The organism is Candidatus Pelagibacter sp. PS_28, from assembly GCF_059417885.1.
Window position 1 is genome coordinate 996,892 of record NZ_CM182070.1, and the last position, 25,292, is coordinate 1,022,183.

Genomic DNA, 25,292 nt, shown 5'->3' on the forward strand with positions numbered 1-25,292 from the left:
AGTTGGATCTATTTTAAAGATCCTTCTAAAATATATTTTAATATACGAAAAGCTTGTTTTTGATCTGACGCAACAGCAGCAGCAGAGCCATCCACTTCTTTAAGAGCATGTTGATGATCATCGTTATGAATAACAATCATAGATTTATTAAGTGCAGTAGCATAACCCGCATCAAAAGCTGCATTCCATTGCTTAAATTTTTCACCAAACTTAACAATAATTACATCACAATCTTGAATAGATTTTTTGGTTCTAATGGAATTAATATTAGCGCCTTTTCTATCTTTCCAAAAATTTTTTTCTTCAGCTCCTAGAATTTCTACACCACAATTGTCAGAGGCTTCATGATCGGTGACAGGAGAGGTGAATTTAACATCTAATTTCTCTTTTTCACAAAGTTGAATGATTTCTTCTCTCCAATTACTATGAATTTCGCCTGCTAAATATACGTTTAACATTAGTTTAAGCTTTTACAAAAAGTAGATATTTTTTCTAAAGCTTTTTTAAGATTGTCCATAGAAGTTGCATATGAAATTCTAAAAAAACCTTCTAAACCAAATGCAGAGCCCTGAACAACTGCAACACCACTATTTTCTAATAAAGACTGAACAAAATCAGTATCTGTCTTAAGTTCCTTACCACTTGCATCTTTTTTTCCAATTAACCCTTTGCAACTTGGAAAAACATAAAATGCTCCATCTGGATTTAAACATTCAATTCCATCTATTTCATTTAATGCTTTAACAACAAAATTTCTTCTTTCTTGAAAAGATATTGCTCTTTCTTTTATAAAATCTTGAGTTCCATTTAATGCTTCAACAGCTGCAGCTTGACTAATTGAAGATGGATTTGTTGTTGATTGCGATTGTATTTTAGCAATTGCTTTAATGATATCTTTAGGACCAGCCGCATACCCTATTCTCCAGCCAGTCATTGAGTAAGCTTTACTCACACCGTTCATTGTAAGAACTCTTTCTTTCAAGCTATCAATTTGTGCAATAGTAAAAAATTTAAATCCTTCGTATGTTACGTGTTCATAAATATCATCACTTAAAATATGAACATGAGAATGTTTTACTAAAACATCTGCAATTTCTTTAATGTCACTTTCAGTATAACAAGCACCCGTTGGGTTTGATGGTGAATTTAATATGATCCACTTTGTTTTTGGTGTTATAGATTTTTCTAATTCAGCTGGATTAATTTTAAATCCTTGTTTTTCATTACACTCCAAAATAATTGGAGTTCCACCGGCTAATAAAACCATATCAGGATAAGAAACCCAATATGGCGCAGGAACTATAACCTCATCCCCTTCATTTAGGGTTGCCATCATAGCATTATAAATTACATGTTTTCCACCAGCACCAACGGTTACTTGATCAGTTGTGTAATCTAGATTGTTTTCTCTTTTAAATTTTTTAACAATGGCATCTTTTAAAGCTGGTGTTCCATCAACGGCTGTATATTTGGTATCACCATCATTAATGGCTTTTATGGCCGCTTGTTTAATATTATCGGGTGTATCAAAATCAGGCTCTCCTGCTCCAAGCCCTATCACGTCTTTTCCAGCAGCTTTTAACTCTCTTGCCTTTTGAGTTACAGCAATAGTTGGTGATGGTTTAATCTTTTTTAGACTGTCTGATATAATGCTCATTGAAATAAATTTTTATTCTAATAGTTTTATAGATAATGCAAAATACTTATCAAGATTTAATTACTGAAATCCAAAGCAAAAACCCAGAAATACACCAGAAACTAGAAGGTGGACAAAAGTTTAAACTTGTAACAGATTTTAAACCAGCAGGTGATCAACCTGAGGCAATTAAACAATTAGTTAAAGGTGCAAACAAAGATGAGTTAAATCAAGTTTTACTTGGTGTAACGGGTTCGGGGAAAACTTTTACAATGGCTCAAGTTATTGAACAAACTAATCGACCCGCTCTTATACTTGCTCCCAATAAAACATTGGCCGCTCAACTTTATGGAGAGATGAAATCTTTTTTTCCAGACAATGCCGTTGAGTATTTTGTCTCTTACTATGATTATTACACGCCAGAAGCATACGTTCCAAGATCTGACACCTATATTGAAAAAGAAGCATCTATTAATGAACAAATCGATCGAATGCGTCACTCAGCAACAAGATCACTACTAGAGAGAGATGATGTAATTATTGTATCCAGTGTTTCTTGTATTTATGGATTGGGATCCGTCGAAGCTTACAGTAAAATGACTTTAAGTTTAAAGAAAGATTATGACTACAATAGAGAACAGTTAATAAAAACCTTAGTACACCTACAATATAAAAGAAATGATCAAAGTTTTTATAGAGGTACCTTTAGAGCACGAGGTGAATACATTGAAATATTCCCATCACACCTTGAAGATAGAGCATGGAGATTAAGTTTATTTGGAGACAAATTAGAAAAAATCGAAGAATTTGATCCTTTAACAGGAGATCTATTAAAAGATTTAGATGTTATAAAAGTTTATGCGAATAGCCACTACATCACTCCAAAACCTACTATCGAACAAGCAGTAATAAAAATTAAAAGAGAGCTTGAGGTTACTCTTAAGAAATTTAAAGAACAAAATAAACTTCTTGAGGCTCAACGATTGGAAGAGAGAACAAAATTTGATTTAGAGATGATTGAGGCTACTGGTTCTTGTGCTGGTATTGAAAACTATTCTAGATTTTTATCAGGACGAAAACCTGGAGAGCCACCTCCTACTCTATTTGAATATTTTCCAGACAACACACTTATATTTGTAGATGAATGTCACGTTACTGTTCCACAATTAAATGGAATGTACAAAGGGGACAGATCAAGGAAAAGTAATCTTGCAGAATATGGTTTTAGACTACCTTCTTGTATGGATAACAGGCCACTTAAATTTGAAGAGTGGGACGCAATGAGAACGCAGACAGTTTTTGTATCAGCAACGCCTGGTCCATGGGAATTAGAACAGACTAAAGGTAAGTTCGTTGAACAAATTATAAGACCAACTGGCTTAATTGATCCACCAGTTGAAATCAAACCAGCTAAAAACCAAGTCGATGACGTAATGCATGAATGTAAGAAAACAATCGATAAAAATTTTAGAGTATTGATTACAACTTTAACTAAAAAAATGGCTGAAGACTTAACCGAATACTTTCATGAAAATGGTATTAGAGTTAGATATTTGCATTCTGACATTGATACACTTGAGAGAATAGAAATTATGAGAGATCTAAGACTAGGAGTTTTCGACGTCTTAGTTGGTATAAATCTTTTAAGAGAGGGTCTTGATATACCTGAGTGTGCATTAGTTGCAATTCTAGACGCTGATAAAGAAGGGTTTTTAAGATCTGAAACTTCACTAATCCAAACCATTGGAAGAGCAGCAAGAAATTTAGATGGTAGAGTCATTCTTTATGCTGATAAGGAAACTAAAAGTATAAAAAAAGCAATTCAAGAAACTGATAGAAGAAGAACAATTCAGGTCGCCTATAACAAAAAACATAACATTGATGCAACCTCAATTAAAAAAGAAATAAGTGATGTCTTGGAAAGTGTTTATGAAAAAGACTACCTAAAAGTTGGAACAGGTGACAATATTGGTGGCAATTTAAAGAAACATTTAAAACAATTAAATAAAAGAATGAAAGATGCTGCAACCAACCTTGAATTTGAAGAAGCTGCAAAAATTAGAGATGAAATAAGAAACCTTGAAGCATCAGAGTTAGAAATTGTATTAAATCCAAAAGTAAAACACTATAATCAAGAAAATAGAGTGTATCCAAAGGGTAGATCAAAGATGGGCTTACCTGGTACAAGAGCACAAAAAGGTAAGAAAAAATGGAAGCAAACAAAATAATTATCACAGGAGCTGCAACAAGAATGGGTGCTGCCATTGCAAAAAAACTCTCAGGTCCAGGAGTTGAAATGGTTATTCATTACAATAGCTCCAAATCTGCGGCTGAAAAATTACAAAAAGAATTGTCAAAAAATAAAACAAAAGTTTATTTAGTAAAAGGTGATCTTGCAAAAGAACAAGATTTAAAAAAAATTATAAGATTTTCAAAGTTAAAATTAAAATATTTTGATTGTTTAATCAATAATGCTTCATTATTTGAAAATGACAGTCTTAAAAATTTTTCTTCTAAAAGCTGGAATCAACATATTGATGTAAATTTAAAAGCACCTGCGTATCTTACAAAAGAATTTTCAAAAAATGTTAAGGGTAAAAATAACAATATTATAAATATAATTGATCAAAGAGTTTTTAAGTTAACTCCCTTTTTCTTTTCTTATACTTTAAGTAAAACGGGACTTTATACTCTAACAAAAACTAGTGCCATGGAATTAGCTCCAAATATAAGAGTTAATGGAATAGCTCCTGGTCCTACTATTAAAAATAAAAGACAAACTGACATGCATTTTAAAAAGCAGTACTTGGCAACTCCTTTAAAACAGCAGGTAAATGTACAGGATATATGTTCTGCTGTTGACTTTTTTATCAAAAACAGTTCAATTACAGGTCAAGTAATAGCGATAGATAGCGGACAAAGTTTAAACTGGCAAACACCAGATGTAATTGGAAAAGAATGAAAAAAACTAATTTGAATATTATTAAAATAGATAAAAATAAAAGTTTATTTAATTACGAAAAAAAAATTCTTATTAAAGAGTTAATTCTAGATTTAAAGCTTGGTTATTATGAATTTGAAAAAGAAAAAACTCAAAAAGTAAAATTCAGTTTAGAGATTGATTATGAAGATAGAAAACCAACAAATGATAAGGATATTAAATCAATTGTTAATTATGGTCAGGTTGTAAAATTAATTACAAAACTCGCAAAAAAGAAACATTATAATTTTTTAGAAACACTTGCTGAAGATGTTTTTGATGTATTATTTAAAGATAAACGAATTGGAAAAATTATGCTTCAAATTGAAAAATTAGAAATTATTAAAGAATGTGCCTCTGTTGGTATCCAAATTACCAAAAAAAGAAGTCATGAAAAGTTCTGAATTAGGCAAAGACGTAATTAGAAAAGAGCTCCCATTAATTCCTAAAAGCCCTGGAGTTTATCGAATGCTTGATCATAAAGATGTGATTTTGTATGTAGGTAAAGCAAAAAACCTTCCTAATAGATTGAAGAGCTATGTGGCAGAAAAAAACCACATTATTAGAACAGCAAGAATGCTCTCCCAAACTTTTAAGCTAGAGATAACAACTACTGCCAATGAAAGTGAAGCTCTACTTTTAGAGGCTAATTTAATAAAAAAACATAAACCTAAATTCAATATATTGCTCAAAGATGACAAGTCTTTTCCCTTTGTTTTTATCAGTAATAAAGACCAATGGGCACAAGTTACAAAACATAGAGGGAAAAAGGATAAAGAAGGATTTTACTTTGGGCCGTTTGCTTCAGCAGGAACTGCTAATTGGACTATTAAGATGCTTCAAAAAATATTTCAAATTCGAGTTTGTGATGATAGTACCTTCAAGAATAGAAAAAGACCCTGCATTCTTTATCAGATAAAAAGATGCTCTGGTCCTTGTGTCGATTATATAGATAAAGAAGATTATAAAAAATCAGTAGATCAAGCAATTCAGTTTGTATCGGGAAAATCAAGGGATATACAAAAAAACCTATCTAAACAAATGGAGGAAGCTAGTGAAAAGCTAGATTTTGAAAGAGCTTCTATTTTTAGAGATAGAATTAAATCTTTAAATATAATTCAATCTTCACAAAGAATTAATGAAGCAAATTTAATTGATGCAGATGTAATTGCTGCATACAAAGAATCTGGTAAAACGTGTATTCAAGTATTTTTTTATAGGTCTAAACAAAATTGGGGCAACCAAGCTTATTTTCCAAAACATGATCCTGATCAAAGCTTATCTGAAATAATGTCTTCGTTCTTGATGCAGTTTTATGAAAATAAAAATGTTCCAAAATTAATAATCATTAATACAGAAATAGAAGACAAAAAATTAATTGAAGAAACTTTAAGCAAAAAAGAAAATAGTGCGATTTCTATTAATGTAGCAAAAAAAGGCACTAAAGCTAAAGTAATTGCTATGGCAGAAAAAAATGCCAAAGAGTCACTTAATAGAAAAATTTATGAAACAAATAATAATAAAAATTTATTTGAGGGTGTTGCTAAAAAATTTAATCTTAAAAATGGCCTAAACTTAGTTGAGGTTTATGATAATAGTCACATCTCAGGAACAAATAGTGTGGGTGCTATGATTACATTTGGAAATGAAGGATTTGTTAAAAAAAGATATAGAAAATTTGATATTAAGACAAAAGGTAATGAACAAGACGATTTTGCAATGTTAAAAGAAGTTCTTACAAGAAGATTTAAAAGAGCAATGTTAGAAAAAGGAAATTATTTAACTCTTCCTGATTTAATTTTAATTGATGGTGGTAAAGGTCAATATTCATCTGCCAAAGAAGTGTTAGATGAATTTGGTTTACATGATCTTCCTATGATAGCCATTGCTAAAGGTAAACTAAGAAATAGTGGAGATGAAACTTTTTTTTACAAAGGAAAATCATTTAAATTTGATAAGAATGACCCCACTCTATTTTTTATGCAGAGACTACGTGATGAAGCACATAGATTTGCTATCACCTCTCATAGAGCAAAAAGAGCAAAAGGAATTACAAAATCCTTGCTGGATCAAATTGATGGTATTGGATCGATTAGAAAAAGAGCACTATTGAACCATTTTGGCTCTGCTAGAGCAGTAGAATCTGCAAGTTTTGATGAAATTAAATCAGTTGAAGGTGTTGAGGAAAAAGTTGCAAAAAAGATATATAACTTTTTTCATGAATAATTATGCTTAAAAAAATTCCAAATATTTTAACAATAGGTAGGATAATAATTGTACCTTTTTTTGTTCTAGCATTTTATTTACCTGGTTTTTATGGTGATTTAACTGCATGCGTATTGTTTGTAATTGCTTCATTTACAGATTTTTTGGATGGGATGTTGGCGAGAATGATGGGTGAAGAGTCTAAGTTGGGTGAATTACTTGATCCTATAGCAGATAAAATTATTGTTGCTACTGCACTTATATTGCTTGTCATGAGTGGAACAATTAAACATTACGAGGTTATTGCAGCAATTATAATACTTACACGAGAAATACTAATTTCAGGCTTAAGAGAGTTTTTAGCTAGAGGACAAATTAAATTACCAGTAACTAACTTGGCAAAATTAAAAACTTTTTTACAAATGGTTGCTATAGCCCTTTTACTAACTGGTGAAACTGGTAATAAAATTTTAAATTTTCAAGATTATAATGCTCAAACCATTGGCATAATCCTGCTTTGGCTTTCTGCATTTTTAACTCTGTATACTGGTTATGAATATTTAAGAAAAGGTATTGACCATGCAATATCTGAAGATAATAAAAACTAAGCTGCTTTTCTTTTTCTAACTAATGCTTGGTAACTTTCATTTAAGTCAATTATGGTTTCGCAAACTTTAAATTTATTTTCAGCAATACATGAAACTGGCGTAACTTCTGCTGCCGTACCTGTTAAAAAACAGCCTACAAAATTTGATAATTCAGTTGGTGCAATTTTTCGTTCATTGACTTTTATTCCTTTAGATTTTGCAATTTCAATTACCGTTCTTCTTGTAATGCCGTCTAAAAAAGAATCTGGAATTGGTGTGTGAATTTCTCCATTTTTATCTTTAAAAAAAATGTTAGCACCCGTTGCTTCTGCAACATTTCCTTCATGATCAAGCATTAGAGAATCTGTATAGCCTTGTTGTTCAGCTTCATGTTTTGATAAAGTGCAAATCATATATAATCCAGAAGCTTTTGTATCCCAAGGTATCGTATTAGGCGCAGGTCTTCTCCAATTTGATATATTCAATTTAATACCTTCTATTTTTAGTTTTGGATCAAAATATGAACCCCACTCCCAAGTTGCTATGGCAACATGAATTTTTGTTTGTTGAGCAGATATAGCCATCATCTCGCTACCTCTCCATATTGTTGGTCTAACATATCCATCTTTGACACCCTGAACTGAAATTATTTTTTTTGATGCTAAATTTATTTCTTCTTCAGTATAAGGAATTTTAATACCCATTCTTTTTGCAGAATAAAAAAGTCTAGATGTGTGTTCTTCTAATTTGAAAATTGAATTATCATAGACTCTTTCACCTTCAAAAACACAACTAGCATAGTGAAGGCCATGATTTAAAACATGAATTTTAGCATCAGCCCAATCAACGAGCTCGCCATTAAACCAAATTTTACCTGATCTTTTATCGTATGGTATCATGTATGAAATAATTTAAATTTTATCTAAAATTATCTTTGTATCTATAATATGTCAATATAACTTACCCATAATGAAAGAACTTTTATATTTAAAGGATACTCAGTTAAAGCAGCTGATTGAAAAGTTATTTACAAGTTACCGTGAGTCTTTTTCAGATGCCAAGAAAACATTAGATAAATACTCTATAGGTATAGCTCACCACAAAGTTTTACATCTATTATCAATGTATAAAGGGATTACAATTTCTGATCTATTAAAGAAGTTAAAGGTTACCAAGCAGAGTTTAAATAGAGTTTTAAAAGATTTAATTAAACTTGATGTGGTTTTTTTTGAAAAAGATCAACAAGACACAAGAGTAAAACACATCTTTTTAAATGAAAAAGGAGAAAAAATTTTTGACGAAATATTTTCGATACAAAAAAAAAGAATTTATAATGCTCTTTTAAATTCAAGCTCAGATCAAGTTTTAAACTTTGACAATGTTTTAAAGAAGATAATTAATGAATGATTTTATAGCCCATATTTTAGTTGTAGATGATGATGAGGGAATTAGATCCCTAATTAAACAATATTTAAATGAAAATAATTTTCTGGTTACTACATCAAATAGTGCAGAAAATGCAGAAGAAAAAATTTCAATAATTAAATTTGATTTAATCGTTTTGGATATAATGATGACAGGCAAAAGTGGGTTGGATTTTATCAAACAAAATAAATCTAAAATTGATACCCCTATAATTTTATTAACAGCTAAAGGGGAAGCTGAAAATAGAGTTGAAGGTTTAGAGATAGGTGCTGATGATTATTTACCAAAACCATTTGAGCCAAAAGAACTTATTTTAAGAATAAAAAATATTTTAAATAAAACAAAAAGAAATGATGAAAAAAGAATTATAACCTTTGATAATATTAAAATTGATCTTAACAAACTTTTAATCATAAAAAATGATATTGAATATAAAATAAATAGTACTGAAAAAACTATATTAGAAAAAATGATTAACAATCCTGGCAAAACCTTTTCAAGAGAAGATATTGGCAAACTAACTGATCTTGATAAAGAAAGGTCAATAGATGTGATAATTACAAGACTTAGAAAAAAAATTGAAATGGACCCAAAAAATCCAAAATACTTACAAACTTTAAGAGGTGCTGGCTATGTTTTATGGATTGAATAATTTTGTAAAAAATTTACTACCAAAAAGATTATTTTATAGAGCTTTATTAATCGTAGCAGTTCCAATAATTGTTCTTCAAGTAGTCATATCGATTGTTTTTTTTGATAGTCTTTGGATTAAAACAAATAAAGGTATGACAAGAGCATTAATCGGTGAGATGAAAGCATTCATAACAGCTTACGATAATGGAAAATATAATAATAACGACCTGTCAGGCTTATTCTCAATTTATTTAGATCTTAATGTTCAGTTTAAAAAAGATGATTTATTTGAAAAAGCTCAAAAAGAAAGATGGTTTAGTCCAATAGATAGAACACTTAGAAGAGAACTGAAATCTAATATGGGCACTCAAAATTTCTGGTTCGATACAACAAGTTATAAAGAGCTTATTCATATAAATATTAAACATAACGAGGGTTACTTTGAATTTTTTATTCCAAAAGACAGGGTTGCAAGCTCATCTGCTAGAATATTTGCGTTATGGATCACTATACCAGCTCTACTAATGATAACCATAGCTATACTATTTCTAAAAAATCAAACTAGACCAATTATAAACCTGGCTAAAGCTGCAGAAAGATTTGGTAAAGGAGAAAACATTGACGAGTATAGACCATCAGGTGCCTTAGAGATCAGAAAAGCAGGTTTAGAATTTGATAAAATGAGAAAAAGAATAATGAGACACCTAAATCAAAGATCTGAAATGTTGTCTGGCATAAGCCATGATTTAAGAACACCCTTAACAAGACTAAAACTTCAGCTATCTTTTATGAAAGATAAAGATTTATCAAAAAAAATGTCTTTAGATATAGATGAAATGGAAAAAATGCTTAATGAATATCTGCAGTTTACAAGTTCATCATATTTAGAAAAAGATGAAACCTTTGATATTTCAGAATTAATCGAAACTACAATAAAAAATTATAATAATGATAAAATAACCAAAGAAATAATTCCAAGAATTTACCTGAATGGAAGAAAAAATTTAATACAAAGATCTATAAATAATTTAATTGATAATTCAATTAAATATGCTGAAAATATAAATTTTCATCTATCAAAAAAAGATAGTAACATAATAATTACTATTGATGATGATGGAGTCGGTATTCCTAAAGAAGAGTTCGAGAATGTTTTCAAGCCATTTTATAAAATAGATAAAAGTAGAGGGGATTCTAAATCTAGTGTTGGTCTTGGATTGTCAATTACATCTGACATAATCAAATCCCATGGAGGAAATATTTTATTAGATAAATCTCCTTTAAACGGCCTTAGAGTTAAGATTTTTTTACCTTTATAGGTTTTTTATTTGGACTTTTTTTTTCAAATTTATTGATTTTTTTTTCTATATTTTCAACTCTTTTAATTAATATATCCATTTCTTCTTTGCTAGTTAATTTCATTTTAAAAATGATCTCTTCTCTTTTAGATCTTAAAACATTTATTATTTCAGAACTTAAATCTTTATAAGAAATTAGCCCTTGTTCAAATAGCTTTGTTAATTTATCAATTACAAATTTTGATTTTGTCATATATTCACTTGTAAAATTAATATACTTTATACGTAGTTTTTTAAAAATGTTTATTAATAATTTTGACCCAGTTGCGTTTCAAATATTTTCATTAGAAATCAGATGGTATTCTTTGGCTTATATTGTGGGTATTGCACTTGGTTGGCTCTATTGTAAAAAAAAATTAATAAAAGACTCTCATATTCTTCAGCTATTTGATGACTTTATAACCTATCTCATTTTAGGTATGATTTTGGGAGGTCGACTTGGTTATACTTTATTTTATAATCTAAAATATTATTTAGATAACCCTATAGAAATATTGATGGTTTGGAATGGGGGAATGTCATTTCATGGTGCTTTAATCGGAATTATAATTGCATCAATATTGTTCTCAAAAAAACACAATACAAATTCGTTTATATTTTTAGACTTGGTTGCCCTATCTGCTCCAATTGGAATCTTTTTTGGTAGAATTGCCAATTTTATAAACTCAGAACTTTATGGAAGAGCCACAGACCTTCCTTGGTCAGTTCAATTTATTCTAATAGATAATATCAAAAGGCACCCTTCACAATTATATGAGGCTTTTTTTGAGGGAATAATTCTTTTCTTTGTACTTGGGTATTTTTTTAAAAAAGATTATTTAAAAGTACCTGGAAAAATCTCTGCTTTATTCCTGATCTTTTATTCTCTATTTAGATTTTTTATAGAGTTTTTCAGATCTCCAGATCCACAAATCGGTTACTTAGTTTTAAACCTAACATTAGGTCAATTGATAAGTGTTCTTTTTTTCCTGACTGGGGTTTACCTTTTATCCTTAAAAAATGAAAATTAAGAATAATCAGTCGTTTACTCTAGATAAGTTTATAGAGGAGTCTCTTTATAATAAAACATCAGGCTACTACATGAAAAAAAATCCCTTTGGCAAAAAGGGTGATTTCATAACTTCACCCAACATATCTGTATTATTTTCAGAAATGATTGCAATTTGGGTAGTGTCGTTTTGGCAAAATCTAGGTTGCCCTAAAAAATTTAATTTAATCGAGTTAGGGGCCGGTAATGGTGAAATGATGAAAGTTTTAGTCAATACCTTTGAAAAATTTCAAATATTTAAAAATTCTTGTCACATTAAGATTTTAGAAAGAAGTAAATTGCTTCGAAAAAAACAAAAAATTAATATCAATAAAGAAAATATTCAGTGGTTAAATGATTTAAGCGAATTGGATAATTCACCATGTATTTTTTTAGCAAACGAATTTTTTGACGCGTTACCTATTAAGCAATTCATAAAGAAGAAAAGAAAATGGTTTGAAAGACATGTTAGATTTTTTAACAATAAATTTGAGTATTTTGATGTTCCTTTTGATATGGAAAAATTTGAAAATAAAATTAAATTTAAAATTACAAAACAACAGAACTTTATTGAGTATTCACCACAATCAACTGAATACCTAAAAATTATCACCAATAAGATTAAACGTAATAATGGTGGAATTTTAATAATAGATTATGCGTATATTGATAAAAAAATGAAAAATACCCTGCAAGCTGTATCCAAACATAAATATTGTGATGTACTAAAAGGGTTTGGTAATTCTGATATTACCTACAATTTAAGTTTTAGTTTATTAAATAGAATAGTTAAAGAATTAAGCTCACTTACCTCAATGAATACTACTCAAGGTGAATTTTTAACAAAACTTGGTATTCTTGAAAGAGCAGAAATATTATCCAAGAAAATGTTATTTAGTGAAAAAGCTGATATTTATTTTAGAATAAAAAGACTTATAGATAAAAATCATATGGGTGAATTGTTTAAGGTAATGCTAATAACAACAAATAAAAATAAATTTAAATTGGGGTTTTAAACTGATTAAGTCAAAGAAACTCAGTAAATTTAAAAACTTACAGCATGCTTTCTTTAATAGAAAGGGTGGAAAATCTCTAGGTATTTTTAAGAGCTTAAATTGTGGTCCTGGGTCCTCAGACAATAAAAAAAATGTTTTAAAAAATCTTCAAATCGTTCAAAAGAAAATTAAAACTAAACTTAAAAAAATTATTTTACTAAAGCAAATTCACAGCAATAAATTTCATTTTATAGATAAAAATCTAAAACTTAAAAATTATAATTTTGAAGGAGATGCGCTAGTCACAAATAAAAAGGAATTTCCTATAGCTATATTAACTGCAGATTGTGCTCCAATACTTGTTTATGATGAGAAAGAAAAGATGATTGCTGCAATCCATGCTGGCTGGAAGGGTGCTTTCAAAGGGATAATTAAAAGAACCTTAAATTTTATGATCAAAAAAGGATGTGATCCTAAAAATGTTACTGCAGTTATTGGTCCGTGTATTTCAGTAAAAAATTATGAGGTAAAAAAAGATTTTATTAAAAAACTCATTAAAAAAGATGGAAAAAATAAAAAATTTTTTAAAAAAATTCAAAATAAAGATTTCTTTGATTTAAAGAAATACGTCCTTTCTCAATTAAAAGCCTTAAATATAAAGAAAATTGATATAATTAATAAGAATACATTTAATCCAAAAAATAATTTTTTTAGTGCACGAAGATCTATTAGCCGCAATGAGAATGATTATGGTAGAAATATTTCTGTAATTATGATTAATTCATAATATCTCATGAAATTATTAACTGGAAATAGCAATAAACCTCTAAGTAAAAATATTGCAAAATATTTAAAAACTAAGCTTGTAAACTCAAGTATAAAAAAGTTTTCTGATGGAGAAATTTATATAGAAATTAATGAAAATATTAGAGGTAATAGTATCTTTATAATTCAGTCTATTTCATCACCTGCAAACGACAACTTAATGGAATTACTACTTTGTATTGATGCTTTAAAAAGATCTTCAGCAAAAAATATTACTGCTGTTATTCCTTATTTTGGATATGCACGACAAGATCGAAAAGTAGTGCCTAGAACTTCTATTTCTGCAAAATTGGTTTCTAATTTAATTACTAAAGCAGGTGCTGACAGAGTTGTTACTGTAGACCTTCATGCAGGACAAATTCAGGGCTTTTTTGACATTCCTGTAGATAATTTATTTGCTACACCAATTTTTGCAAGACATGCTAAAAAAAATATTAAAAGTAAAAATATTATTTGTGTTGCACCAGACGTTGGTGGAACTGAAAGAGCGAGAGCACTTGGTAAAATTTTAAATGTGGAACTTGCTATTGTGGATAAAAGAAGACCTAAACCAGGACAATCCAAAGTTATGAATGTTATAGGAAATGTTAAAGGGAAAACCTGTATTATAGTTGATGATATAATTGATTCAGGTGGAACTATAGTAAACGCTGCGAAAGCTTTAAAGGATAGAGGTGCTAAAGAGGTTTATGTTTATATTACTCACGGAGTTTTAAGTGGAGAAGCAGTAGATAAAATTAAAAAATCAGTTATTAGAAAATTAGTAATAACGGATACAATTGATAATCATGATAAAATTAAAAATGTTAAAAATATAGAAGTTTTGCCTATTTCAGCACTTATGGGTGAGGCAATTAAAAGGATCTCTAACTCAACATCTGTATCCGATTTATTTAAATAATTATCTTGAGTTATTAAGTAACTTGGGCTAAAAGCCATCTTTTTATGAATTCACTTGATGCAAATACTAGAAATACTAAGTCAAAAGGAGATGTACGTTCTCTTAGAACGGCTGGAAATATCCCTGGTATAATCTATGGGGGACCAGATCAAAATCAAAAAGTTACTGTATTAAAAAAAACATTAAAATCTTTAATAGATAAAGGAAGTTTCTTATCAAACATAATAACTCTTAATTTAGATGGCAAACCTCAAAATGTTTTACCAAGGGAAATTACTTATAACGTAATATCCGATGAGCCAACTCATATTGATTTTCTAAGAGTTGTGCCAGGTGTAAAAATTAGAATAGAAGTGCCTGTAGTATTTATTAACCATGAAACTTCACCAGGCCTAAAAAGAGGTGGAGTACTAAACATTGTGAGAAGAAAAATAGAATTAAAATGTCCAAGTGATAAAATTCCATCTGCAATAACTATTGACTTAGATGGAGTGGATATTGGGGAAAGTTTCAAAATATCTTCAGTAAAATTAGAAGAAGGTGTTACACCAACTATTATTGGAAGAGATTTTGTAATTGCAACTTTAGCAGCACCTACAGTTATGAAAGAGCCAGAAAAACCAGCTGAAGCTGAAGCTGAAGCAGCAGAAGATGGTAAAGAAGCAGCACCAGCAGCTGAGGATGATAAAAAAGATGGCGACGAAAAAAAAGCCACTGAAGAAAAAAAATAATCAACTTATCATAGTGAAGACTCCTAGATACGATTTAAAAAAAATATGCTTTTATTTGTAGGCTTAGGAAATCCAACACCCGATAGCGAAAACAACAGACACAATATTGGTTTCAAATTAATTGATGCTCTTAATCATAAATTTGGTTTGTCTAAACAAAAACCAAAATTTAAAGGATTATTAACAACAGGCAATATTGAAGATAAAAAGGTTTATGCAATAAAACCATTAACCTTTATGAATAATTCTGGAATTTGTATAAGGGAATTAATTGAATACTTCAAAATTGATGCTGAAGATGTGATTGTCTTCCATGATGACCTTGACCTTGAATTTGGAAAAGTGAAAGCAAAATTTGCAGGATCAAGTGCAGGACATAATGGAATTGAATCTATAGATAAATTTATTGGTAAAGATTATTCAAGAGTTAGAATAGGAATTGGAAGACCCAAAACTAAGGCTGATGTTGCAGATCATGTGTTAAAAGATTTTGATGATGATGAAATGATACAACTAGAAAAAATTACTAAAAATATTATTGACTCAATGGCTATATTAATTGATAAAAAATTAGATTTATTCTCAAGCACTGTAAATAATAAATAATGAGTTTTAAGTGTGGAATTGTTGGCTTACCTAATGTTGGTAAATCTACACTATTTAATGCACTTACAAATTCTAGTAAGGCACAAGCTGCAAACTTCCCTTTTTGTACGATAGAGCCAAATGTTGGTGTGGTTCCTGTGCCAGATGAAAGACTAGACAAATTGGTAGAAATATCAAAATCAAAAAAAAAAATTAATACTACTATTGAGTTTGTGGATATAGCCGGACTAGTAGCGGGCGCCTCTAAAGGTGAAGGCTTAGGAAATAAATTCTTATCCCATATAAGAGAAGTCGATGCAGTCATTCATATGATCAGATGTTTTGACTCTGATGATATTCAAAATGTAAACCCAACTGTTGATCCAATTAGAGATTTGGAAATTATTGAAACAGAAATGATGTTGGCTGACCTTGAATCAATACAAAAAAGATTAGAGAAAAATAATAAGAAAAATGTAGATGAGGAGCAATTAAAAATATTAGAAATTGCTTCTGACTGCATAAATAATTCTAAAGATATTCAAATACTTTATGAACAATTTGATAAAAAATTAATAAGCCAAAGTGGTTTATTGTCTTTAAAGCCTAAAATCTTTGTATGTAATGTTGATGAGGCAAGTGTTCAAAATGGAAATAAATACACTCAAGCATTTATTGATAAATATGGTGAAAAAAATACCTTAATAGTTTCAGCTGATATTGAGAACCAAATAAATCAATTAGAAAATGAAGAAAAAGAAAATTATATGGAGATGATTGGATTAAAAAGAACTGGTTTAAATATGTTAATTCAAAAAGGTTACAATATTTTAGAGCTAGACACTTATTTTACATCTGGGCCTGAAGAAACTAGAGCTTGGACTATCCAAAAAAATTGTACTGCACCAAAAGCAGCTGGTGAAATACACACTGATTTTGAAAAAGGTTTTATAAGAGCTGAAACAATTGCTTATGAAGACTTCATAGCTAATGATGGTTGGGTCAATTCAAAGACAAATGGAAAAATGAGACTTGAAGGAAAAGATTATATTGTCAAAGATGGTGATATATTAAACTTCAGATTCAATACGTGACCAAATTTTCTTCATACTAAAGTAAACTAGAATAGTTAAAATAATTAAATACAAGATAGCCTTAAAGCCCATCTTGTGTCTGCTCTCTAAATGAGGTTCAGCTGCCCACATTAAAAATGTTGTAACATCTTTTGCCATTTGCTCTTTAGATGCTGTAGTTCCATCACTATATTCTACCAAACCATCTGATAATGGTTCTGCCATCTTAATATTATTTCCATACATAAACTTGTTATAGTAAACACCATCATCAAGCGTTATACCACTCGGTGGATCTTCGTAACCAAGTAGCAATGAGTAAATATAATCAACCCCACCAGTTCTAGCTTTTGCTAGCACAGACATATCAGGAGGATAAGCTCCTCCATTTGCTGCTTGAGCTGCTTTAACATTTTCATAAGGCATGACAAATTTATCAGATAACTTAGCGGGTCTTACAAACATTTCTCCATCATTATTGGGTCCATCTGTAATTTCAAAACTTGCAGCTATTGCTTTAGCCTGCTCTTCAGTAAACTCTGGTCCACCTGGCTCAAATAAGTTTCTATAACTTACATATTTCATTGAATGGCACGACGCACAAACCTCAGTATAAACTTGATATCCTCTTTGAAGTGAACCTCTGTCAAATTTTCCAAATAATCCTTTAAAACTCCAATCTGTTTTTAAAAGATCTACTTTTTCTGCAGCATTAACTGTAAGAGTTCCTACTAATAAAAAAATAATTGAATAACTAATTTTTAAAATATTTTTCACTTAATTAATCTAAACTTTCTTTTTTTTTAACAGCTGATGCCATTGGCATCCCTCCAAGTACTGGTTCTGTAATACTTAAGGGTAAAGGTATGGTTTTTTCTTTAAATCCTAATACCGGTAAGATTATTAAAAAGTGAATAAAGTAGTAAGCTGTGGCAACCCTGGCAATCAATAAGTAAAGCCCCTCAGCTGGCATCGCACCTACGTAACCTAGAACTAATACATCCACTACTAGTATCCAATAAAATTGTTTGTAAAGAGGTCTAAATACTGCTGATCTAATTTTTGAAGTATCTAACCAAGGCAGTGCAGCTAAAATTAAAATTGCTGATAACATTGCAACTACTCCCATTAATTTATCAGGAACTGATCTTAGGATTGCATAAAATGGTAATAGATACCACTCAGGAACGATATGGGCTGGTGTTACCATTGGGTTTGCTTCTATATAATTATCTGCATGCCCTAAAATATTTGGTGAATAAAAAACAAAAAATGCAAATACAATCATAAACATTAATAATGCAAAGCCATCCTTGATCACAATATATGGATGAAATGGTACTGTATCCTTAGAAGGTTTTTTAACATCAATCCCCACTGGGTTATTGTTTCCAGGAACATGCAACGCCCAAATATGAAGAACGACTAAGCCCAAGATTAAAAATGGTATTAAGTAATGTAATGTGAAAAACCTTGTTAAAGTTGGGTTATCTACAGAATAACCTCCCCACAACCAATTAACTATTCCCTCACCCACTAAAGGTATGGCGCTAAAAAGATTTGTAATAACTGTTGCTCCCCAAAAACTCATCTGACCCCATGGTAAAACATAACCCATAAATGCTGCTGCCATCATTAAAAGGTAAATTATTATTCCAATAATCCAAATAATTTCTCTTGGAGATTTATATGATCCATAAAACAAAGATCTAAATATGTGAATATAAACTGCTAAGAAAAACATTGAAGCACCGTTTGCATGAATATATCTTATTAACCAACCATAGTTAACGTCCCGCATGATATGTTCAACACTTTCAAAAGCCATGTCAGCATGAGCAATGTAGTGCATAGCCAAAGTTAAACCGGTAACGATTTGTGTAATTAAACAAAAAGTTAAAATTCCACCAAATGTCCACCAATAATTTAAATTCTTAGGTGTTGGATAATCAGTTAAATGACTAGCGAGTGATAAAAGTGGAAGCCTATCATTAAACCATTTTCCAAATTTTGAACTAGGAACGTACTCGTGATCACTCATAATTATTTATTATCCAATTTTAATAGTGTTGCTGTTAACAAATTCATATTTTGGAACTTCCATGTTTGTTGGAGCAGGACCTTTTCTAATTCTTCCAGAGATATCATAATGTGAACCATGACAAGGACAAAACCAACCATTGTAGTCTCCTTTATCATTTAAAGGGACGCATCCTAAATGCGTACAGACACCTAACATAACTAACCATTCTGGATCTTTTGCTCTGTCCTCATCTTTTTGAGGGTCTTTTAAATCTTCCATTTTAACAGCTCTTGCTTCAGCTACTTCCTCGGGTGTTCTTCTTTTAATAAAAACTGGTTTTCCTCTCCAGAGTACAGTGATTGTTTTTCCAGGCTGAACTGAACTTACATCAACTTCTGTGCTAGCTAATGCTTTAACAGATGCATCTGGGTTCATTTGATCAATAAGTGGCCAAACAACAGCTCCTACCCCAACAGCACCTACCGCATATGAGGCTGTAAATAAAAATTCTCTTCTTTCAGGTTTTTTTTCAGACATCTTTAATTTTTTGTATATTGTTATCTAATATATGATTTCATATAAGAAAAAAGTTTTTTTTCCACTGAAACAATGACACATAAAACATGAATTTGAGACCTAAAATAGCCTTATATGAACCTGATATTCCTCAAAATACAGCTGCTATTATCAGAACATGTGCGTGTCTAGGGGCTGATTTAGAAATAATTGAACCATGTGGTTTTTTATTCAGCGATAAAAGATTTAAAAGAGTTGTGATGGATTATATGGATGAAAAAATGATAAGATTTTATCAAAGTTCAGATGAATTTTTTAAATCAAAAAAGAATGAGAGAGTAATATTATTAACAACTAAATCAGCAGATTCTTATACTGACTTCAAATTTGAGAGTAATGATACACTTTTATTTGGAAGAGAAAGTGCTGGCGTACCAGACCATGTTCATAATTTAATTAAGTATAGGTTAAAAATACCCATGATGGACAATAAAAGATCTTTAAATATAGCCTCTTCAGTTGCTATAATTCTTTCAGAAAATTTAAGGCAAACTAACTTTAATAAATAATGGACAAAGAAATTAAAAAAAAACTTGCTTCTAATTGGTTTAAGTTGCTGCAAAACACAATTTGTAATGACATTGAAAAACTAGAAGGTAAGAAATCTAAGTTTAAATCTAAAACTTGGAATAGAAGTGAAATTAAGGATGAAGGTGGTGGAGAGTTTAGAATTTTAAAAAATGGTAAGATTTTTGAAAAAGTTGGTGTAAATTTTTCAGAAGTGCATGGAAAGTTTTCAAAAAAAATGAGTAAAAAAATCCCAGGTGCCTCTAAAAATCCAAATTTTTGGGCATCAGGAATTTCTATTGTAATGCATATGAAAAATCCTCATGTTCCAGCAATTCATTTTAACACTAGATTTATCTACACAACACATGGATGGTTTGGTGGTGGTATGGACGTAACCCCTTGCATCCAAGATCTTAAAGAAAAAAGCTTCCTTCATACTGAATTAAAAAAAATGTGTGATCGACATGATAAAAAATTTTATAAAAAATATAAAAAGTGGTGTGATGAATATTTTTATTTACCCCATAGAAAAGAAACAAGGGGAATTGGTGGTATTTTTTTTGATTACAAAAAAAAAGATTGGGAGAAAGACTTTAAATTTGTAACAGATCTTGGAGTTACCTTTCAAATGTTATTTAACTCGATAATACAATTGAAACACAAAAAGAAATGGACTGTAAAACAAAAGGAGATACAATATATTAAAAGAGGTAGATATGCTGAGTTTAACTTACTATATGATAGAGGAACAAAATTTGGCCTACAAACAGGTGGTAATGTTGAGGCAATATTAATGTCTTTACCTCCAATAGCAAAATGGAATTAAAATGGATAAAGAACCAATAACAGCAGATGGTCTTGAAAGTTTAAAGGAAGAGTTAATTTTTTTAAAAGAAAAAAAAAGACCTCAAATAGTTGCTGCGATATCTGAAGCAAGATCTCATGGAGATCTGAAAGAGAATGCTGAATATCATGCTGCAAAAGAAGAACAATCTCATAACGAAGGAAGGATTACAGAAATAAATGATATTATTGCAAGAGCAAATGTTATTGATGTAACCAAAATGAGTAATGATGGCAAAGTCATCTTTGGCTCAACTGTAGATTTAGAAAATTTGGATACTGGAGAAAAAATTACCTATAAAATAGTTGGAAAAGACGAGGCTGACCTTCAAAAAAAACTGATATTTTTTCAATCACCTATAGGTAGAGGTTTAATTGGAAAAAACAAAAATGATTTAGTTGAAATTAAAACTCCCGCAGGTGTAAAAAACTTTGAAATTAAAGATGTAAAGTACGTTTAATTACTTACTATTTTTTGAAGTTCTTTATCTGAAATTTTAAAATCATTACTAGTCCAGACTTCTTCTATTGCTTTTAACTTCTGTCCCAGCTCCCTTCCCTCAGGAATTTGATATTTTTCCATCAAAGTACTAGCTTTAAATGGCATAACAGGCATTTCTTTTTTTTTAAAAATTTCAATCATTTTAATTAACTTATTGTCTACTTTTTTGGATTTAAAAATTTTAAAATAAAGAACATCTAATAATGCCTCCCTGCCATTAAAATAAAAAATTTTATTTAGATTTTTTTCTGAAAAGGTTTGGTTAGTATTTTTTTCTAAATTAAACTTATTTAAAAATATAAGTCTTTTTTGATCTTTTTTGGATAAATTAAATTTATAAATAAAGTAATCTACATTATCAGTTCCATCAATAATCATTAAAGATAATAAGAAAATAAAGTCCATTTCAAGAAAGTCTTTTTTTGCAAAACTATTCATTTTATTGAATAGAGAAATATTTTTTATTTGTGGAAAAATAAGATTTATAATCTCTAAACAATCCTTATCCTTAGTTAACTTTAGAAAACCATTTGATTTTAATAATTTTTGAAATTCATCTATTAATCTTTCTGAGGAAATACTTGAAACACCACTTAGGTTTTTTTTAATTGCTTTAATGACTTGTGGGTCATGACTATGCTTAGAATAACTAAGAAAAAATCTGACATATCTTAATACCCTTAAATAATCTTCTTTAATTCTGGTTTCTACATTTCCAATAAAATTAATTTTTCCACTTTCTAAATCTTTTTTTCCATCAAATGGGTCAAATAAACTTCCTTCAATATCCGCGTAAATAGAATTGATAGTAAAATCTCTTCTAGAAGCATCTTCTTTCCAGCTATCAGAGAACTCTACTTTTGCATGTCGTCCATCTGTATCAATGTCTTTTCTCAATGATGTAATCTCAAACTTTATATCATTAATTAACGCTGTAATTGTTCCATGTTCTATTCCGCTCTCGTAATATTTTATGTCCTTTTTAGTAAGAGCCTCACAAACCTCTTTTGGATTTAAATTAACTGCTAAATCTATGTCGTCATATGCTTCTTTATTAATAATCTTTCTTACACATCCACCTACATACCGGATTTCACTATTGCTAGAGTATGAATGAATTGCTTCAAATATTTTTAAAACTTCTGTTTCCTTTTTAATATTTTTGAAGCCTAAATTTATGTGATTAAGGTTTTGAGATCTAAAAAAAATTTTATCTAATAAATTATTCATATATGGCTGGCCCACAAGGATTCGAACCTCGGATCTCTGTACCAAAAACAGATGTGATACCACTTCACCATGGGCCAATATTAGTTGCATATATCACAAAAAAAAAAAATTATATAGTTTTTGATTCAATACACCAGTGGTTATTAAATTTTCGTTTATATTGGCTGCATGCTTTTTTGCAGGCCTTTTTGGAATGAAAATAAGCCACTATTGAGGATCCTGATCCGGACATTCTAACAAATAGGGTGTTAGGTAAACCATTGAGGTAGGATTTAATTCTTTTAAGTTCTGGATATTTATTTAAGGCAACCTTTTCAAGATCATTGTCTAAATTTTTTAAATATTTTGCTTCAAATAGTTTCTGTTTAGGAGGGTTAAATTGAGGTTTAGAGAATGAATCAACTTTAGAATAAATATATTTTGTAGCACATCCAAAGTTAGGTTTCGTAATTAATATATGAAATTTAATTTTATTTTTGAATTTTTTAATATCTCCATTAGATAAAAGAATAGCAAGTGATGGCTTTATACCTAAAATCACATCTGATCCTATTTCATTACTTATTTTTTTTGAGTCATTTTTTTTTATTTTAATTAATTTTTTTTCAATAAAAAAATTTAATAGACTGGCAGCATTCATGGACCCACCTCCCATTCCAGCTTTTTGAGGTATATTTTTTATAACTTTAATTTCAAATTTTTTATTATTCAAAAGTTTTTTGTTATCTAAAATTTTTAACAATTTTGAAATAGTATTAATTTTACTGATGTTTTTAGAAAATCTTCCAATAAAATTGATTTTATGCTGTTTTGTATTGCTTTCTGTTATTGTAATTGAATCATGTAAATCGATAAAAGAAATTAAACTTTCGATATTATGAAGCTTTGATTTTTTTCCTGTAACGTTTAGAGCTAAATTTATCTTTGCATAAGACTTTATCTTAAAACTATTCATAATTTAGGAATTTTTTAATCCCTCTAATAATTTATTTTTAATAGTTTTTTTCATGGCATCTTCAGTCTCATCTAAATTTAAAACAGCTTGCCAAAAATATCTTGCTTGAATTTTTCTATCAAGCTGCCAAAGAATATCACCGTAATGATCATTAACTACTGGATCCTGAGGCATTAATTCAACTGCTCTTTTAAGAAAATTTTCTGCCTTTTCATATTCGTCAACTAAGTAATATGCCCAACCGATTGAATCAATAATGTATGGATCGTTACTTCTGGCTTCATAAGCTTTTTCAAGCATTTTAAGAGCAGTATCAATTTTATGCTCTCTTTCCAGCCATGAGTAAGCTAAATAATTTAAAACATAAGCATCATCTGGGTTGGCTTCTAGAGACTTTAATAAATCTTTATCTGCTTTTACATAATCTCCAGATCTCTCGTAACTTCCTCCACGCCTATATAATATTTCAGCATATAAGTCAGAATTAGCGTTCATTTTTAAAAGTATTTGATCATAAAAATTTATTGCTTCAATATATTTTTTTGCATTTTTATGCATATTTGCAATATCAAATATAATTTTTTTATTTGGGTTTTTAATTTCTTTAAATTTTTCATTGATAAATTTTAGAGATGCTTCTTTATTATTTTTTTTTAAAATAATTTGAGACTCTTTTTTTAACTTAAACCAATAATAGAATTCATGCTTTTTATCAAATGCTTCAAGAGTTTTTAATGTATTGGAATAATCATCACTCAAATAATAATTTTCAGCTAATAAAGACAAATTGAAAATAAATTTAGGATTTAAATAGTTTGCTATATTTAAATAAAAATTTGATTTCTCATAATCATTCTGGGAGGAATAGAGATTTGCTATTAGAAAAAATAGTTCACTAACAATGTCATTCGAATTTGTACATGAAAAAATTTCTTGGAAATTATCTAAGTTTTTATCTTCTATCCATTTTTTACCTTGAGAAATTAATACTGATGAATTTAAATAATCAAAATTATTAGTAACTTTTTTTGCCTTATCGTAATTATCTTTCTTGATTAAATAACTGATCAAAAAAAATACATACCTTGAATAATCAGCATCGTTTTGTGAATTAATTAATGTATTAAAATATCTCTCTGTATCTTTATCATTTAAATAACATCTTTGAAAAACTTCGTTAATAAATGAAAAATTTCCAAACGTATTAGTTTGTTTCACTAATTTTTTTTCTTCAAAAACTGATAAATATTGCTTGAAGGTTTCTGCAATGATTAATGAAAGTCTATCATTGTTAATAAATTCATATGATCTATCAATATAAACTTTACTTTTTTTAAAGTTTTTTTTCTTTAAACTATCAACTGCCAGCAACAGATTAGCCTGAAAAAAGTCAGAGTTGTTTTTTGTTGAGTTCTGTTTAACTTGATTAATTGCTTTCTTAACTTTGCCATCAAGTACTAAGGAAAATACATACCTCTCAAGATAGGCATCATGCTGTTTTATTAATATTTTTGATGAATTAAAAAATTTTAAAGCTTCTGTATTATCTAGATTTTCATAAGCTACAATTCCTGAAAAATAATTAGACAAATACCTTGCATTAAAATCATTTAAACTGGTATTTTTTGAGTATAATGGACTCTGATAAAGTATTAATATTAAAAAGAATTTAAAAAACTTTACCAACATTTG

At 29.3% G+C, this 25,292-nt stretch carries 28 protein-coding genes and 1 tRNA gene; 18 read left to right on the forward strand and 11 right to left on the reverse strand.

Annotated features, from left to right (window positions below; genetic code table 11):
- Positions 1-8: 8 nt before the first annotated feature.
- Together AC5SMR_RS05390 and AC5SMR_RS05395 are read right to left on the reverse strand one after the other, a co-directional pair.
- On the reverse strand, positions 9-458 hold the full coding sequence (locus tag AC5SMR_RS05390) for a YtoQ family protein (protein WP_271626914.1): 450 nt from the start codon (positions 456-458) through the stop codon (positions 9-11).
- The gene (locus AC5SMR_RS05395) at positions 458-1,657 is read right to left on the reverse strand and encodes a pyridoxal phosphate-dependent aminotransferase (RefSeq protein ID WP_494576579.1); all 1,200 of its coding nucleotides are present in this window, start codon (positions 1,655-1,657) and stop codon (positions 458-460) included. The genes AC5SMR_RS05390 and AC5SMR_RS05395 overlap by 1 nt, the downstream gene beginning before the upstream one ends.
- A gap of 35 nt (positions 1,658-1,692) precedes the next feature.
- Between AC5SMR_RS05395 and uvrB the strand changes: the two genes are divergently transcribed.
- From uvrB to pgsA, 5 genes are read left to right on the forward strand one after another with little or no spacing between them, the layout of a single operon-like run.
- A complete protein-coding gene (gene uvrB / locus AC5SMR_RS05400) occupies positions 1,693-3,864 on the forward strand; it encodes an excinuclease ABC subunit UvrB (protein WP_271579870.1) in 2,172 nt (723 codons plus the stop codon).
- Positions 3,846-4,598 carry an SDR family oxidoreductase gene (locus AC5SMR_RS05405; protein ID WP_271616066.1) on the forward strand — a complete coding sequence of 251 codons (753 nt, stop codon included), beginning with the start codon at positions 3,846-3,848 and terminating at the stop codon, positions 4,596-4,598. Before uvrB ends, AC5SMR_RS05405 begins: the two co-directional genes overlap by 19 nt.
- Positions 4,595-5,020, forward strand: a complete 426-nt coding sequence (locus tag AC5SMR_RS05410; protein WP_018413526.1) for a dihydroneopterin aldolase — start codon at positions 4,595-4,597, stop codon at positions 5,018-5,020. Before AC5SMR_RS05405 ends, AC5SMR_RS05410 begins: the two co-directional genes overlap by 4 nt.
- Positions 5,007-6,842, forward strand: coding sequence for an excinuclease ABC subunit UvrC (gene uvrC, locus AC5SMR_RS05415; RefSeq protein ID WP_494576582.1), 1,836 nt, complete (start codon positions 5,007-5,009; stop codon positions 6,840-6,842). The genes AC5SMR_RS05410 and uvrC overlap by 14 nt, the downstream gene beginning before the upstream one ends.
- 2 nt (positions 6,843-6,844) lie before the next feature.
- Positions 6,845-7,429, forward strand: a complete 585-nt coding sequence (gene pgsA, locus AC5SMR_RS05420) for a CDP-diacylglycerol--glycerol-3-phosphate 3-phosphatidyltransferase (RefSeq protein ID WP_006997823.1) — start codon at positions 6,845-6,847, stop codon at positions 7,427-7,429.
- On the opposite strand, the gene AC5SMR_RS05425 is transcribed toward pgsA, so the two are convergent.
- Positions 7,426-8,307, reverse strand: coding sequence for a branched-chain amino acid aminotransferase (locus tag AC5SMR_RS05425; RefSeq protein ID WP_494576584.1), 882 nt, complete (start codon positions 8,305-8,307; stop codon positions 7,426-7,428). The two genes, pgsA and AC5SMR_RS05425, sit on opposite strands and share 4 nt — an antisense overlap.
- A 70-nt stretch (positions 8,308-8,377) precedes the next feature.
- Here AC5SMR_RS05425 and AC5SMR_RS05430 point away from each other — a divergent pair, with 70 nt between their 5' ends.
- Genes AC5SMR_RS05430 through AC5SMR_RS05440 form a run of 3 tightly spaced genes read left to right on the forward strand, consistent with a single transcriptional unit; the run spans position 8,378 to position 10,785 of the window.
- Positions 8,378-8,815: a MarR family winged helix-turn-helix transcriptional regulator gene (locus AC5SMR_RS05430; RefSeq protein WP_006997821.1), complete on the forward strand. Its 438-nt coding sequence runs from the start codon at positions 8,378-8,380 to the stop codon at positions 8,813-8,815.
- Positions 8,808-9,485, forward strand: coding sequence for a response regulator (locus AC5SMR_RS05435; RefSeq protein ID WP_494576586.1), 678 nt, complete (start codon positions 8,808-8,810; stop codon positions 9,483-9,485). The genes AC5SMR_RS05430 and AC5SMR_RS05435 overlap by 8 nt, the downstream gene beginning before the upstream one ends.
- A complete protein-coding gene (locus AC5SMR_RS05440) occupies positions 9,466-10,785 on the forward strand; it encodes an ATP-binding protein (RefSeq protein ID WP_494576588.1) in 1,320 nt (439 codons plus the stop codon). The genes AC5SMR_RS05435 and AC5SMR_RS05440 overlap by 20 nt, the downstream gene beginning before the upstream one ends.
- Here AC5SMR_RS05440 and AC5SMR_RS05445 read toward each other — a convergent pair.
- Positions 10,763-11,017: a hypothetical protein gene (locus AC5SMR_RS05445; protein ID WP_494576590.1), complete on the reverse strand. Its 255-nt coding sequence runs from the start codon at positions 11,015-11,017 to the stop codon at positions 10,763-10,765. The two genes, AC5SMR_RS05440 and AC5SMR_RS05445, sit on opposite strands and share 23 nt — an antisense overlap.
- Positions 11,018-11,063: 46 nt before the next feature.
- Here AC5SMR_RS05445 and lgt point away from each other — a divergent pair, with 46 nt between their 5' ends.
- From lgt to ychF, 7 genes are read left to right on the forward strand one after another with little or no spacing between them, the layout of a single operon-like run.
- The gene (lgt, locus tag AC5SMR_RS05450; protein ID WP_494576592.1) at positions 11,064-11,834 is read left to right on the forward strand and encodes a prolipoprotein diacylglyceryl transferase; all 771 of its coding nucleotides are present in this window, start codon (positions 11,064-11,066) and stop codon (positions 11,832-11,834) included.
- Entirely contained in the window at positions 11,824-12,867 is a 1,044-nt protein-coding gene (locus tag AC5SMR_RS05455; protein WP_494576594.1) for an SAM-dependent methyltransferase, read from the forward strand. Before lgt ends, AC5SMR_RS05455 begins: the two co-directional genes overlap by 11 nt.
- 4 nt (positions 12,868-12,871) lie before the next feature.
- Entirely contained in the window at positions 12,872-13,633 is a 762-nt protein-coding gene (gene pgeF, locus AC5SMR_RS05460; RefSeq protein WP_271486929.1) for a peptidoglycan editing factor PgeF, read from the forward strand.
- A 6-nt stretch (positions 13,634-13,639) separates the two neighbouring features.
- Positions 13,640-14,572 (forward strand): ribose-phosphate pyrophosphokinase, encoded by a 933-nt coding sequence (locus AC5SMR_RS05465; protein WP_006997814.1) that lies wholly within the window; start codon positions 13,640-13,642, stop codon positions 14,570-14,572.
- A 44-nt stretch (positions 14,573-14,616) separates the two neighbouring features.
- Positions 14,617-15,303 (forward strand): 50S ribosomal protein L25/general stress protein Ctc, encoded by a 687-nt coding sequence (locus tag AC5SMR_RS05470; protein ID WP_494576595.1) that lies wholly within the window; start codon positions 14,617-14,619, stop codon positions 15,301-15,303.
- A gap of 45 nt (positions 15,304-15,348) precedes the next feature.
- Positions 15,349-15,909, forward strand: coding sequence for an aminoacyl-tRNA hydrolase (gene pth / locus AC5SMR_RS05475; RefSeq protein ID WP_494576596.1), 561 nt, complete (start codon positions 15,349-15,351; stop codon positions 15,907-15,909).
- Positions 15,909-16,982 carry a redox-regulated ATPase YchF gene (gene ychF, locus AC5SMR_RS05480; RefSeq protein WP_006997811.1) on the forward strand — a complete coding sequence of 358 codons (1,074 nt, stop codon included), beginning with the start codon at positions 15,909-15,911 and terminating at the stop codon, positions 16,980-16,982. The genes pth and ychF overlap by 1 nt, the downstream gene beginning before the upstream one ends.
- Here ychF and AC5SMR_RS05485 read toward each other — a convergent pair.
- The 3 genes from AC5SMR_RS05485 to petA are packed head-to-tail and all read right to left on the reverse strand — an operon-like array spanning position 16,959 to position 19,521.
- Positions 16,959-17,738, reverse strand: coding sequence for a cytochrome c1 (locus tag AC5SMR_RS05485; protein ID WP_494576597.1), 780 nt, complete (start codon positions 17,736-17,738; stop codon positions 16,959-16,961). The two genes, ychF and AC5SMR_RS05485, sit on opposite strands and share 24 nt — an antisense overlap.
- 4 nt (positions 17,739-17,742) lie before the next feature.
- Positions 17,743-19,002, reverse strand: a complete 1,260-nt coding sequence (locus AC5SMR_RS05490; protein WP_006997809.1) for a cytochrome b — start codon at positions 19,000-19,002, stop codon at positions 17,743-17,745.
- A 9-nt stretch (positions 19,003-19,011) separates the two neighbouring features.
- Positions 19,012-19,521, reverse strand: coding sequence for a ubiquinol-cytochrome c reductase iron-sulfur subunit (gene petA, locus AC5SMR_RS05495; protein ID WP_006997808.1), 510 nt, complete (start codon positions 19,519-19,521; stop codon positions 19,012-19,014).
- An 86-nt stretch (positions 19,522-19,607) separates the two neighbouring features.
- Here petA and AC5SMR_RS05500 point away from each other — a divergent pair, with 86 nt between their 5' ends.
- Genes AC5SMR_RS05500 through greA form a run of 3 tightly spaced genes read left to right on the forward strand, consistent with a single transcriptional unit; the run spans position 19,608 to position 21,374 of the window.
- Positions 19,608-20,069 (forward strand): tRNA (cytidine(34)-2'-O)-methyltransferase, encoded by a 462-nt coding sequence (locus AC5SMR_RS05500; protein ID WP_006997807.1) that lies wholly within the window; start codon positions 19,608-19,610, stop codon positions 20,067-20,069.
- The gene (gene hemF / locus AC5SMR_RS05505) at positions 20,069-20,896 is read left to right on the forward strand and encodes an oxygen-dependent coproporphyrinogen oxidase (RefSeq protein WP_006997806.1); all 828 of its coding nucleotides are present in this window, start codon (positions 20,069-20,071) and stop codon (positions 20,894-20,896) included. Before AC5SMR_RS05500 ends, hemF begins: the two co-directional genes overlap by 1 nt.
- A gap of 1 nt (position 20,897) precedes the next feature.
- Positions 20,898-21,374: a transcription elongation factor GreA gene (gene greA, locus AC5SMR_RS05510; RefSeq protein WP_006997805.1), complete on the forward strand. Its 477-nt coding sequence runs from the start codon at positions 20,898-20,900 to the stop codon at positions 21,372-21,374.
- Here greA and AC5SMR_RS05515 read toward each other — a convergent pair.
- From AC5SMR_RS05515 to AC5SMR_RS05530, 4 genes are all read right to left on the reverse strand, one after another.
- Positions 21,371-22,645 (reverse strand): CCA tRNA nucleotidyltransferase, encoded by a 1,275-nt coding sequence (locus AC5SMR_RS05515; RefSeq protein ID WP_494576598.1) that lies wholly within the window; start codon positions 22,643-22,645, stop codon positions 21,371-21,373. The two genes, greA and AC5SMR_RS05515, sit on opposite strands and share 4 nt — an antisense overlap.
- A gap of 3 nt (positions 22,646-22,648) precedes the next feature.
- Positions 22,649-22,722, reverse strand: a tRNA-Gln gene (locus tag AC5SMR_RS05520).
- Positions 22,723-22,754: 32 nt separating this feature from the next.
- Positions 22,755-23,600 (reverse strand): 4-(cytidine 5'-diphospho)-2-C-methyl-D-erythritol kinase, encoded by an 846-nt coding sequence (locus AC5SMR_RS05525; RefSeq protein ID WP_494576599.1) that lies wholly within the window; start codon positions 23,598-23,600, stop codon positions 22,755-22,757.
- A gap of 3 nt (positions 23,601-23,603) precedes the next feature.
- Positions 23,604-25,289, reverse strand: coding sequence for a tetratricopeptide repeat protein (locus tag AC5SMR_RS05530; RefSeq protein WP_271487160.1), 1,686 nt, complete (start codon positions 25,287-25,289; stop codon positions 23,604-23,606).
- Positions 25,290-25,292: the final 3 nt, after the last annotated feature.

Bases quoted from the DNA above. Each gene is read 5' to 3' on its own strand.
- AC5SMR_RS05435 (WP_494576586.1), top strand. From the start codon at position 8,808: ATGAATGATTTTATAGCCCATATTTTAGTTGTAGATGATGATGAGGGA.
- AC5SMR_RS05470 (WP_494576595.1), top strand. From the start codon at position 14,617: ATGAATTCACTTGATGCAAATACTAGAAATACTAAGTCAAAAGGAGAT.
- pgsA (WP_006997823.1), top strand. From the start codon at position 6,845: ATGCTTAAAAAAATTCCAAATATTTTAACAATAGGTAGGATAATAATT.
- petA (WP_006997808.1), bottom strand. From the start codon at position 19,521: ATGTCTGAAAAAAAACCTGAAAGAAGAGAATTTTTATTTACAGCCTCA.
- greA (WP_006997805.1), top strand. From the start codon at position 20,898: ATGGATAAAGAACCAATAACAGCAGATGGTCTTGAAAGTTTAAAGGAA.
- AC5SMR_RS05440 (WP_494576588.1), top strand. From the start codon at position 9,466: ATGTTTTATGGATTGAATAATTTTGTAAAAAATTTACTACCAAAAAGA.
- AC5SMR_RS05455 (WP_494576594.1), top strand. From the start codon at position 11,824: ATGAAAATTAAGAATAATCAGTCGTTTACTCTAGATAAGTTTATAGAG.
- AC5SMR_RS05530 (WP_271487160.1), bottom strand. From the start codon at position 25,289: ATGTTGGTAAAGTTTTTTAAATTCTTTTTAATATTAATACTTTATCAG.
- AC5SMR_RS05390 (WP_271626914.1), bottom strand. From the start codon at position 458: ATGTTAAACGTATATTTAGCAGGCGAAATTCATAGTAATTGGAGAGAA.
- AC5SMR_RS05525 (WP_494576599.1), bottom strand. From the start codon at position 23,600: ATGAATAGTTTTAAGATAAAGTCTTATGCAAAGATAAATTTAGCTCTA.
- uvrC (WP_494576582.1), top strand. From the start codon at position 5,007: ATGAAAAGTTCTGAATTAGGCAAAGACGTAATTAGAAAAGAGCTCCCA.
- AC5SMR_RS05445 (WP_494576590.1), bottom strand. From the start codon at position 11,017: ATGACAAAATCAAAATTTGTAATTGATAAATTAACAAAGCTATTTGAA.
- ychF (WP_006997811.1), top strand. From the start codon at position 15,909: ATGAGTTTTAAGTGTGGAATTGTTGGCTTACCTAATGTTGGTAAATCT.
- AC5SMR_RS05515 (WP_494576598.1), bottom strand. From the start codon at position 22,645: ATGAATAATTTATTAGATAAAATTTTTTTTAGATCTCAAAACCTTAAT.
- AC5SMR_RS05405 (WP_271616066.1), top strand. From the start codon at position 3,846: ATGGAAGCAAACAAAATAATTATCACAGGAGCTGCAACAAGAATGGGT.
- AC5SMR_RS05410 (WP_018413526.1), top strand. From the start codon at position 4,595: ATGAAAAAAACTAATTTGAATATTATTAAAATAGATAAAAATAAAAGT.
- AC5SMR_RS05490 (WP_006997809.1), bottom strand. From the start codon at position 19,002: ATGAGTGATCACGAGTACGTTCCTAGTTCAAAATTTGGAAAATGGTTT.
- AC5SMR_RS05500 (WP_006997807.1), top strand. From the start codon at position 19,608: ATGAATTTGAGACCTAAAATAGCCTTATATGAACCTGATATTCCTCAA.
- AC5SMR_RS05465 (WP_006997814.1), top strand. From the start codon at position 13,640: ATGAAATTATTAACTGGAAATAGCAATAAACCTCTAAGTAAAAATATT.
- uvrB (WP_271579870.1), top strand. From the start codon at position 1,693: ATGCAAAATACTTATCAAGATTTAATTACTGAAATCCAAAGCAAAAAC.
- hemF (WP_006997806.1), top strand. From the start codon at position 20,069: ATGGACAAAGAAATTAAAAAAAAACTTGCTTCTAATTGGTTTAAGTTG.
- AC5SMR_RS05430 (WP_006997821.1), top strand. From the start codon at position 8,378: ATGAAAGAACTTTTATATTTAAAGGATACTCAGTTAAAGCAGCTGATT.
- pth (WP_494576596.1), top strand. From the start codon at position 15,349: ATGCTTTTATTTGTAGGCTTAGGAAATCCAACACCCGATAGCGAAAAC.
- AC5SMR_RS05425 (WP_494576584.1), bottom strand. From the start codon at position 8,307: ATGATACCATACGATAAAAGATCAGGTAAAATTTGGTTTAATGGCGAG.
- lgt (WP_494576592.1), top strand. From the start codon at position 11,064: ATGTTTATTAATAATTTTGACCCAGTTGCGTTTCAAATATTTTCATTA.
- AC5SMR_RS05395 (WP_494576579.1), bottom strand. From the start codon at position 1,657: ATGAGCATTATATCAGACAGTCTAAAAAAGATTAAACCATCACCAACT.